A 10,759-nucleotide genomic window follows, 5' to 3' on the forward strand; every position below is an offset into this window, starting at 1 on the left:
ATCTCTTCATCCTGTAAATCCTTAAATCCTGGATATCCTGATTCAGACAATAAATATTTAATCTCTTCATCCTGTAAATCCTTAAATCCTGGATATCCTGATTCAGACAATAAATATTTAATCTCTTCATCCTGTAAATCCTTAAATCCTGGATATCCTGATTCAGATATTTTTATTATATCTTTTGTTGGGTTGCGCTGTCGCTTAATCCAACCTACATGACTGATATTTTCACGGCTTAATTAAAGATTCCTCAGACTGACGATATTTAGCAATTAATTTACGTCTTTTTAGAGGTGGATAAAGCAGCATGAAAAGTGCCGGTAAACTTGTTCCATTTAGTGCTAACAAAATAAATGTGTTAAAGCCTATTATTATTCCCGTTCCTACACTAATTCCCAATCCTAATATGAGTAGTATTAGTATATTAGTAAACAAGTTTTTAGCCTCTTTAGCCATGTCCTCAGCCCGACCCACAGCCCAACCCACAGCCCAACCTACAGCCATAGCCACAGCCCCACCCACAGCCCGATACACAGCCCGATACACAGCCCCACCCACAGCCACACCCACAGCCCCACTGCCTATAGCCCCAGCCACAGCCCTAGCCACAGCAAAACCCACAGCCCAACCCACAGCTATACGCTCAGTTATACCCCCAGATAGCAAGATAAGAAACCACACACAGCCCGGCACCACGGGCAATAAATAATCAGATATCCTCGAATAAGGTATACTCCAAGTTATGTACATGGCTGCCACCACAACCAGTAAAAACATCGCAATTAAACGCCAATAGGGCAATTTTCTCTTCTCAATCGGTAAAGCTGCCGTCAGCACTTTCACCGTCAAAGTATGACTCGCTGGATAAGCATTACTATGAAGAATCAATTGACGTTTATACTGCTTATCCGCCATTAATTTACTCGTATCCACCTGAACCTGACAAAGAATATGATTCCTGCTAAACTTACCAGGTTTAACTGAAATCCAAGCATGATTATCTGGTGTATGGGGAGGGTCTTGAGGATGAGATCCAACTTCCCATTTACCTTCTAATAAAGTATCTGGTATAGAATTTTCAATAATAATAACCCTAGTTAATTTTTCCCCCAACCTGTTCGCTTTCAACTCTAAAACCGTCTCACTAAAATCAACTGCTGGTACACGAATAACATCAAGGGGTTTGAGTGATTCTAAAGCTAATTCTGCATTAGTAAATCGGTCTTTTTGTTTCGGTTGTACCATCTTTTCCAACCAACCGATAAACCGCAAACTCAACCGGGGTAAAAGATGACGAAAATTAATAACATAAGGATCATCTGCATCTTGTAATTGATCTATTTTTGTTGACTTGATTCCTGTTAATAAACATATCAAAGTTGCACCCAAAGCATACAAATCTGTAGCGTTTGTTGGCTTAAACATTTGCTCTGGGGGAATAAAACCAGGAGTTCCTTTAAATACACTACTTCCAGCTACATCATGACTACCAATACGAGCAAAACCAAAGTCAATTAAATAGACATTGATTTGTTCATCTACTAAAATGTTTTCTGGTTTAATATCTCGATGAATTACCGACGGAATCCGATTTTGTAAATATACGAGAATTTCTAAAATCTTAACTGCAATTTGTTTAATTTCTGCTGGTGAAAAACTGCGAGGCTCTGCTAAAGTGGAAGCATGAATATACTCTTGAACTAAACAAAAACCATCGGAAGTTTCAAAGGAATGCAAGTAACTGGGAATACCAGGATGATCTAATCCTTTGAGTACCTGTATTTCTCGTGCGTGGGCTTCTGAACCAGACCAACTTGAACCCGCTTGAGCAAAACAAAACTGTTTAATTACTTCTGGTTGCCCTGTGTTAAGATTTGTTGCTAACCAAGTAATTCTACCACCTTCGCGGTTGCGTCCTAGTTCTCTAGTAACCTCATAGCCTTGTGCTTGGAAATCTGGGTAGCTGCTCATATTTCTAAGAGGGAATAAGTATAACAGTATATTTTGATTTTACTATAAGTAGGGATTGTTGAAAATCAGACTGTAAAAGTTTTGTTTCAGTCCAACGTTTGTTACTATTTAAGTTGGAGGGACAGATTCAGTATCTTCCGCTCTTGCTCAAGATGCAACATAACAATTAAAAAAATAATTAGTCTATTTAAACATGGCAATTTTACACGGAACTTGGATAATAAATCATCAAAATAGTTATTTCTTTATTTGGGGAGAAACTTGGCGTTCTTCACAGGTACATACTGAAGTATTTGCTGAAATTCCTTTACATCCATTGGCTATGACATCAGGGGAATTAAATGAATGGTTAGAAGCATCTAATTTATCAATTGCTCATTTAATTCAACCATCTAATAATACTAAACAAAGAATTAAAAGTAAATCAGCAACAGAAACAAAATTACATATTCATTCACAAATAATTTCTTTACCAACTTATTTTTTAGAAAATAAGAAATCAGGGTTAACCACAATTTCTCCAGTTCATTCTGTCAGCGTAGATATAGATTCTCCATCTTCACAATATTTACATCCTTGGCAAATTGATGGTTTTTGTCTCACTCCGGCATTAGCAATTCAATTTCTCTCATCTTTACCTTTGAGTGCAAATGATAGTAAAGCAGCTTTATTAGGTGCAGATATTCATTTTTGGGTACATATTTATAGATGGCATTTAGACTTAATTTCTCGTTGTAAATTTTTACCAACTGTTGAAAAACAAGATAGTAATTTAATTGCCAAATGGCAGGTACTTTTAGATAGTGCTGTAGATGTCACTAGGTTAGAGAAATTCGCCTCACAAATGCCCTTAGCTTGTCGAACATATCAACAAACTACCGAAAATATAGCAATTGATTTACCATTATTACCTCAAGAAATTATATTATCATTTCTCAATAATATTACAGATAATCAATTGCGGTTAATGGTTGGTTCTCAATCTCCTCTTGAACCTAGAATAATGATGTCTTTACCTGCGGCATTACAGCAATGGTTACAAGGATTAATTAATGAAAATAATATAATTGATGCAGCAGGAGGAGAACGTTTAGAAACTACATTAAAAGCTTGGACTTTACCATTACAATATCAACTTACAGGTAAAGCTTTATTTAGAACTTGTTTTCAATTGCTGCCTCCAGAAAATGAAGAACCAAATTGGACTTTAAAATATTTTCTCCAAGCAGCAGATAACCCAGAATTTTTAATAGACGCAGCGACAATTTGGCATCAATCTGTAGAAAAATTAGTTTATCAAAATCGCACAATTGAACAACCTCAAGAAACATTTTTGCGAGGTTTGGGTTTAGCTTCTCGATTGTATCCGATAATTACCCCCAGTTTAGAAACCGCATCTCCCGAATTTTGTCACCTCACCCCCATGGAAGCTTATGAATTTATCAAAGCTGTAACTTGGAGATTTGAAGATAGTGGTTTAGGCGTAATTTTACCTCCTAGTTTAGCAAATCGGGAAGGGTGGGCAAATCGTTTAGGGTTGAAAATTAGTGCCGAAACTCCTCAACAAAAATCAGGACGTTTGGGTTTACAAAGTTTATTAAATTTTCAATGGCATTTGGCAATTGGTGGACAAACAATTTCTAAAGTTCAGTTTGATAAACTGGTAAAATTAAATAGTCCTTTAGTCGAAATTAATGGTGAATGGGTAGAATTGCGTCCCCAAGATATTAAAACTGCCCAAACCTTTTTTAGTTCCCGTAAAGAACAAATGTCTCTTTCCTTAGAAGATGCTTTACGCATTAGTAAAGGAGATACTCAAGTAATTGAAAAATTACCTGTTGTCAGTTTTGAAGCTTCTGGTGCATTGGAAGAATTAATAGGGGCATTAACTAATAATCAAGAAATTCAACCTTTAACTACACCTAAAAGTTTTCGAGGAGAATTACGTCCTTATCAAGAAAGAGGTGCGGGTTGGTTAGCATTCTTAGAACGTTGGGGTTTAGGTGCTTGTCTTGCAGACGATATGGGATTAGGAAAAACCGTCCAATTTATCGCTTTTCTACTTCATCTTAAAGAAGAAAATGTTCTAGAAAAACCAACTTTATTAGTTTGTCCTACTTCTGTTATGGGCAATTGGCAAAAAGAAGTCAAAAAATTTGCTCCTACTCTTAAAGTTTTAGAATATCACGGTGATAAACGCCCTAAAGGTAAAGCATTTACAGCAGCAGTTAATAAACACGATATAGTAATTACTAGCTATGCACTGATTCACCGCGATATTAAGTTATTGAAAGCAATTGAATGGCAAATAATTGTTTTAGACGAAGCCCAAAATATCAAGAATTCAGAAGCAAAACAATCACAAGCCGTCCGGCAATTAGAAACCACATTTCGGATTGCTTTAACTGGTACACCGGTAGAAAATAGATTACAAGAATTATGGTCTATTTTAGATTTCCTCAATCCAGGTTATTTAGGTAATAAACAATTTTTCCAAAGACGGTTTGCTATGCCGATTGAAAAATATGGTGATACTGCTTCTTTAAATCAATTACGTTCTTTAGTTCAACCTTTTATTCTGCGACGATTAAAAAGTGATAAAGACATTATTCAAGACTTGCCAGATAAGCAAGAAATGACGGTTTTTTGTGGCTTAACTTCCGAACAAGCTACACTATATCAACAATTAGTAGATGAATCTTTAGTAGCAATTGAATCTGCGGAAGGGTTACAACGTCGGGGGATGATTTTAGGATTATTAGTGAAGCTAAAACAGATATGTAATCATCCTTCTCAATATTTAAAATTAACAACTTTAGAAAAACATCATTCAGCTAAATTACAACGACTAGAGGAAATGTTAGATGAAGTTTTAGTAGAAGAAGACCGCGCTTTAATTTTCACACAATTTGCTGAATGGGGTAAATTGCTAAAACCTTATTTAGAAAAGAAATTAGGACGGGAAATATTCTTTTTATATGGTAGTACCAGCAAAAAACAAAGAGAAGAAATGATTGATAGATTCCAACATGACCCCCAAGGACCACCAATTATGATTTTATCGTTAAAAGCTGGTGGTGTGGGCTTAAATTTAACTAGGGCAAATCATGTATTTCATTTTGATAGATGGTGGAATCCCGCAGTGGAAAATCAAGCCACAGACAGAGTATTTAGAATTGGTCAAAGTCGCAATGTTCAAGTTCATAAATTCGTCTGTACTGGGACTTTAGAAGAAAAAATTAATGATATGATAGAAAGTAAAAAACAACTCGCAGAACAAGTAGTAGGTGCAGGAGAAGATTGGTTAACGGAAATGGATACAGACCAACTTCGCAACTTATTAATATTAGATCGGAATGCAGTCATCGAAGAAGATGAAGTTTAAGGAAGATATGACAGAAAACATAGACCATGACCGATTATTCAAAGAACTAATATCAACTTTTTTCATAGAATTTATAGAATTATTCTTTCCTCAAGTTCTTGAATATATAGACACAGAATCAATTATATTCTTAGACAAGGAAATATTTACTGATGTTACCGCAGGAGACAAATATGAAACCGACCTGATAGCCAAAGTTAAATTTTTAGGTCAACCTTCTTATTTTGTGATTCATATTGAAGCCGAATCAGGTGCAAGACCGAAATTTAATCAAAGAATGTTTCGTTATTTTGCCAGATTAGATGAAAAATTGGACTTACCAATCTATCCGATAGTTATATTTTCCTACAACTCACCCAAAACCGTAGCCGTAAATAACTATCAAATCAACTTTCCTGATTTTCAAGTGCTAAAATTTAATTATCAAGTAGTGCAACTGAATCAACTCAACTGGCGAGACTTTTTAGCCCGTCCAAATCCAGTTGCATCGGCTTTGATGTCAAAAATGAGCATAGTGCCAGAAGATAGGCCAAAAGTCAAAGCAGAATGTTTAAGGTTATTAGTCACCTTAAAATTAAATCCAGCCAAAATGCAATTAATATCAGGTTTCATTGACACATATTTGAGATTGAATAAAATAGAAGAAGAGAAATTTCAAATAGAAATAGGCACATTAATTAAAGAAGAAAAGGAGGAAGTTATGCAAATTGTCACCAGTTGGATGGAAGAAGGGATTGAAAAAGGAATTGAAAGAGAAAAAAATTTAATTCTCCGTTTAATTAATAGGAAATTTGGACAAATTGATCTGGAATTAGCAACGAAAATTAGAATTTTAAATATAGAAATCATTGAAGCTTTGGGAGAGGCAATATTTGATTTAGAGACTGAAAAAGACTTACAAAATTGGTTAGATAATCTTTGATATATGAGTAATGAAACTTTACAAGCGAGTCGGGAATGGTGGTCACAAAGATGGCTCGATTTACTGGATTCTTACCGATTTAAAAAGCGCTTAGAACGGGCAAGAAATTATTCTCGACAAGGAAATGTTCAGAGTATTAAATTTAAAGCTGCAAAAGTATTAGCTAAAGTCCAAGGGAGTGAAACAGAACCCTATAAAGTTTCTTTATCTCTTGATGCTTTTAGTGAGGAAGAATGGGGTTATGTGGTGGAAACAATGTCTCAAAAGGCGATTTTTGCGGCTAAGTTATTAGCGGGGGAAATGCCACAAAATATCGAAGAAGTTTTTATCAGTAATGGTTTATCATTGTTTCCCTTTACTCTGACTGATGTTCACAGTAAATGTTCTTGTCCTGATAAAGCCGTTCCTTGTAAACATATAGGTGCAGTATATTATCAATTAGGCGATCGCTTTAGTGAAGATCCATTTGTATTATTTCAATTACGTGGACGCACAAAAGAGCAAATTATCAGCGATTTACGTCAATTACGCAGCACTAAAAATGTAGAAACAATTCAAGAAATATCGGCAATTCAATCAGAAGTTTCTGAACATCAATATCCCGTTAAAATAGATGATTTTTGGCAATATAATCAGCCGTTAGAATCGTCTTTAGTAGTTATTTCACCTGCTGTTAGTGAAATAGTATTAGATGTATTAGGGACAATTCCCTTAGCGAAAGATGAGGAAAATACAACTAATTTACCTGCGAGTGATTTAGTGATGAAATATTTAAAAGCCATTTATCAAGATGTGAGTCAAAAGGCATTTCTAGCAGCGATGAATGTGGGACAATAAGTTTTTCTTCTCTTACTTTTTACTCCTTACCCATTCCCTAACAGCTTTTCTAATTGCCCGTCTACCATTTGCCCGATTTTGTTCAATTATTTGTGGTAAATCCCGAATTTCTAAACTAGGAAATACTAAACTTTTCTCAGATTCCAGATATTCCCCAGCTTGCAAAAGGTAAATCTTCAATTCGCCAGAATCATAACACCAAATCTCAGGAATTCCCAAACGAGCATAAATAGAAAACCGATTTAAAGATTTACTAGTAACATCAATTTCTAAAGCCAAATCAGGAGGTGGATCTTTTTGCAAATCTAAATCTAACCGACCCCTAACTAATGCTTCATTTTGAAAATAAAAACAATCATCAGCTTCAATTCCTGCCATTTTGCGTTCTTGCTTCCACGTGGTAGAACCCAAACTTTCATAGTCTAAATTCAACTCTTCGGCAATATCTTCAACCGCAGTGCTGATAACTTTTTTATAATACTCGTGTTCTGGTAAAGGTGTCATAATTTCCAAATTTCCATCATCATAAGCCACTCTAGCCGCCCGATTTTCTCCCAAATCTTGCAGCAGATTTTCAAACTGTTGCCAACTGATGTTATAAAGCATAACTCTATCAGCGCGATGTTTAGTAATAATCATTTGGATATCTCAGCATAAAATACAAGTTAATTTAATTATAGCAAATGAAAATTCGGATTTTTTTAGGGTGCGTCAAAGTTGATAATTCAGTAACAATAAACATATTTTCAACATCTGACACACCCCAAATTGTCAACTAGAATTGGTAAGAAATACCAAGAGAAAAAACAGGATAAATATTCAACCAATTCAGATCACTTTCTTGTTTTTTCCTTTCTGCTTCGATGTTACTATTAATTTCCGCTCGTAAAGCAGGCGTTGCATCTGGACCAAACCCAGGTGTTAATGATATCTTTGGGGAGCCAGAAAACATTGCCCCTAAATTTGCCGAAAATCCCAAATGTTTACCAGGCTTCACAGCATTACCCCAACCCAGTCCAATATATGGTGCTACACTATTTTCAAAGGAAACTTTAGCGTTCAATGATGTAAGCACAGTTTTGCTGTTATAGTCTTTGTTATTGATCCTAATGGTCACACCATTCTTGGGTTTCCCAGTTCCTTCTATATTATTGTCCTGAAATACTAAGCCTCCAGTCAAACGGAAACCGCCATTTTTCCAGGGATGGTAGTCAGCGAGGGTAGACACATTAAATAGGTTGAGGTTAGCTTTATAATCAACATCAGACAAGCTAATATCTCTACTTATACCTAAGCCATTAATGCCTAATTTAGCATTGACATTAGGTGTTATGGACTTAGTGACTGTTGCACCAACACCTAATGTACTAATTTCAGGTGTAATTGCCCAACCTCTAGTTTTTACAGAAGTTTGGCTCATTTCTTCGCTAGGTTTAGATTCTTGAGTAGGTTTTGACTCTCCCCCCTGTGGTTTTGATGGAGTAGAACGCTCAGTACAGCGAGAATTTAAAGGATAACTTTTGCAAAATATATCTAAATCCAGTGGTCTTTTTGCCAGTAAATCACCAGCACTATAACTGAAAGTTCCTGGTTGAGGATGAGTTTCAGTTTTTTCAGGAGTGATTGATGTGGCAATAACTTCATTTGTAACTACTGGCTGAGTAATTGGTTCTACAACAACTTCCTCAGCTATAACAACTTGATTTATTGATGTCCCCATTACCAAACCAGCAGCAACTGTTAATACAGATGTGCCGAACTTTAGCTTATTCATTGCTTAACCCTGAGTAAGATTGATTTGTTACATTATATATTAGCAGCAATGTTTAATTATTGTAAGTACCTGTGCAAAATTTATTTTAAATTTTTACTCTTACTTAATAAAGCTTAATGTGTGAACTTACACAGAAAACCACAAAAAAAGCCCTTGCGGTAAGGCAAGAGCTATCAAAAGCATTATATTGTCGGTAATGAAATTAAGCCCAGAAAAACCTAGTCGAGGTCAGGCATAAACATTACTGGTTCTGTTTCACGGTTAATACCCTTCTCAAAACCACCAGCAGCAGCCCGGGCGCGGCCTGCGTGCCACAAGTGACCAATCAGGAAGAAGAATCCTAAAACGAAGTGTGAAGTCGCCAACCAAGCGCGAGGAGACACATAGTTAAAGGAGTTAATTTCCGTAGCTACACCACCCACAGAATTCAAAGAACCCAAAGGCGCGTGAGTCATGTATTCAGCAGCGCGACGAGCTTGCCAAGGCTGAATATCATTCTTGATTTTTTCCAAATCAAGACCGTTAGGTCCACGAAGAGGCTCTAACCAAGGACCACGAAAATCCCAGAAGCGCATGGTTTCACCACCGAAGATGATTTCACCAGATGGAGAGCGCATCAAGTATTTACCTAGACCGGTAGGACCTTGGGCAGAACCGACGTTAGCACCCAAACGTTGGTCACGAATCAAGAAGGTTAAAGCTTGAGCTTGAGAAGCTTCAGGACCAGTAGGACCGTAAAATTCGCTGGGGTAAACGGTGTTGTTAAACCACACCATAACGCAAGCGATGAACCCCATTAAGGAGAGCGCACCTAAGCTATAGGATAGATAAGCTTCACCAGACCAAATGGAGGCACGACGTGACCAAGCAAAAGGCTTGGTGAAGATGTGCCAAATACCACCGGCAATACAAGTTAAACCAATCCAAATGTGACCACCGATAACATCTTCCATGTTATCAACACTAATAATCCAGCCTTCGCCACCGAAGGGAGCTTTAATTAGATATCCGAAGATGATTGCGGGGTTGAGTGTGGGATTAGTAATCACACGCACATCACCACCACCTGGAGCCCATGTATCATAAACTCCACCGAAGAACATAGCCTTCAGCACCAATAACAACGCACCACATCCTAAGATGATCAGGTGGAAGCCGATGATGTTGGTCATTTTGTTCTTGTCTTTCCAGTCATAACCAAAGAAAGCAGAATATTCTTCTAAGGTTTCCGGACCACGAACAGCATGATAAATACCGCCAAAGCCTAGAACTGCGGAGGAAATCAGGTGAAGTACACCGACAACAAAGTAGGGAAATGTATCAAAAACTTCACCACCTGGACCAACGCCCCAACCCAGTGTGGCGAGGTGAGGAAGCAGAATCAAGCCTTGTTCATACATAGGCTTCTCTGGGACGAAGTGAGAGACTTCAAACAAAGTCATTGCTCCAGCCCAGAAGACGATTAAACCAGCATGGGCTACGTGAGCGCCAAGTAGTTTACCAGATAAATTGATTAAACGGGCGTTGCCAGACCACCAAGCGAAGCCGCTGGATTCTTGGTCGCGTCCACCACTAATAACTCTATTAGAGAGCGTTACCACGTGGGAGTACCTCCTCTGGGAATACGAACTGTTCGTGGGGTTGATCTTGAGGAGCCATCCAAGCGCGGATACCCTCGTTTAGTAAAATGTTTTTGGTATAGAAAGTTTCAAACTCTGGGTCTTCGGCTGCCCGTAATTCTTGGGAAACGAAGTCATAAGCCCGGAGGTTTAATGCTAAACCAACGATACCAATGGAACTCATCCACAAGCCTGTCACAGGGACAAACAACATGAAGAAGTGTAACCAACGTTTGTTGGAGAAAGCA

7 protein-coding genes and 1 pseudogene are annotated in these 10,759 nt (G+C 37.3%); 3 read left to right on the top strand and 5 right to left on the bottom strand.

The annotated features are described in order from the left end of the window. Window positions 1-231: 231 nt before the first annotated feature. The gene (locus tag PN450_RS08225) at window positions 232-1,974 is read right to left on the bottom strand and encodes a serine/threonine protein kinase (protein ID WP_271835969.1); all 1,743 of its coding nucleotides are present in this window, start codon (window positions 1,972-1,974) and stop codon (window positions 232-234) included. Between the two features lie 193 nt (window positions 1,975-2,167). On the opposite strand from PN450_RS08225, the gene PN450_RS08230 reads away from it, so the two are divergent. The 3 genes from PN450_RS08230 to PN450_RS08240 are packed head-to-tail and all read left to right on the top strand — an operon-like array spanning window position 2,168 to window position 7,118. Continuing rightward, window positions 2,168-5,359: a DEAD/DEAH box helicase gene (locus tag PN450_RS08230; RefSeq protein ID WP_271835970.1), complete on the top strand. Its 3,192-nt coding sequence runs from the start codon at window positions 2,168-2,170 to the stop codon at window positions 5,357-5,359. Between the two features lie 7 nt (window positions 5,360-5,366). Beyond that, window positions 5,367-6,281 carry a DUF4351 domain-containing protein gene (locus tag PN450_RS08235; protein WP_271835971.1) on the top strand — a complete coding sequence of 305 codons (915 nt, stop codon included), beginning with the start codon at window positions 5,367-5,369 and terminating at the stop codon, window positions 6,279-6,281. Window positions 6,282-6,284: 3 nt separating this feature from the next. Beyond that, window positions 6,285-7,118 carry an SWIM zinc finger family protein gene (locus PN450_RS08240; RefSeq protein WP_271835972.1) on the top strand — a complete coding sequence of 278 codons (834 nt, stop codon included), beginning with the start codon at window positions 6,285-6,287 and terminating at the stop codon, window positions 7,116-7,118. Between the two features lie 12 nt (window positions 7,119-7,130). Here the strand turns inward: PN450_RS08240 and PN450_RS08245 are convergent, their stop codons facing one another. The 4 genes and pseudogenes from PN450_RS08245 to PN450_RS08260 all read right to left on the bottom strand — a co-directional run. Then, window positions 7,131-7,757: a Uma2 family endonuclease gene (locus PN450_RS08245; protein WP_148760371.1), complete on the bottom strand. Its 627-nt coding sequence runs from the start codon at window positions 7,755-7,757 to the stop codon at window positions 7,131-7,133. A gap of 136 nt (window positions 7,758-7,893) precedes the next feature. Further along, window positions 7,894-8,892 carry a hypothetical protein gene (locus tag PN450_RS08250; protein ID WP_271835973.1) on the bottom strand — a complete coding sequence of 333 codons (999 nt, stop codon included), beginning with the start codon at window positions 8,890-8,892 and terminating at the stop codon, window positions 7,894-7,896. Window positions 8,893-9,110: 218 nt separating this feature from the next. Beyond that, window positions 9,111-10,493 (bottom strand): photosystem II reaction center protein CP43, encoded by a 1,383-nt coding sequence (psbC, locus tag PN450_RS08255; RefSeq protein ID WP_271835974.1) that lies wholly within the window; start codon window positions 10,491-10,493, stop codon window positions 9,111-9,113. After that, a pseudogene (locus PN450_RS08260) lies at window positions 10,477-10,759 on the bottom strand (photosystem II D2 protein (photosystem q(a) protein)); the annotation flags it as partial. The gene psbC and the pseudogene PN450_RS08260, both read right to left, overlap by 17 nt.

It is taken from the genome of Dolichospermum lemmermannii CS-548, assembly GCF_028330815.1.
Classification (GTDB): domain Bacteria; phylum Cyanobacteriota; class Cyanobacteriia; order Cyanobacteriales; family Nostocaceae; genus Dolichospermum; species Dolichospermum lemmermannii.

Coding starts and splice junctions, on each gene's coding strand:
- PN450_RS08225 (WP_271835969.1), bottom strand. CDS start 1,974: ATGAGCAGCTACCCAGATTTCCAAGCACAAGGCTATGAGGTTACTAGA.
- PN450_RS08230 (WP_271835970.1), top strand. CDS start 2,168: ATGGCAATTTTACACGGAACTTGGATAATAAATCATCAAAATAGTTAT.
- PN450_RS08235 (WP_271835971.1), top strand. CDS start 5,367: ATGACAGAAAACATAGACCATGACCGATTATTCAAAGAACTAATATCA.
- PN450_RS08240 (WP_271835972.1), top strand. CDS start 6,285: ATGAGTAATGAAACTTTACAAGCGAGTCGGGAATGGTGGTCACAAAGA.
- PN450_RS08245 (WP_148760371.1), bottom strand. CDS start 7,757: ATGATTATTACTAAACATCGCGCTGATAGAGTTATGCTTTATAACATC.
- PN450_RS08250 (WP_271835973.1), bottom strand. CDS start 8,892: ATGAATAAGCTAAAGTTCGGCACATCTGTATTAACAGTTGCTGCTGGT.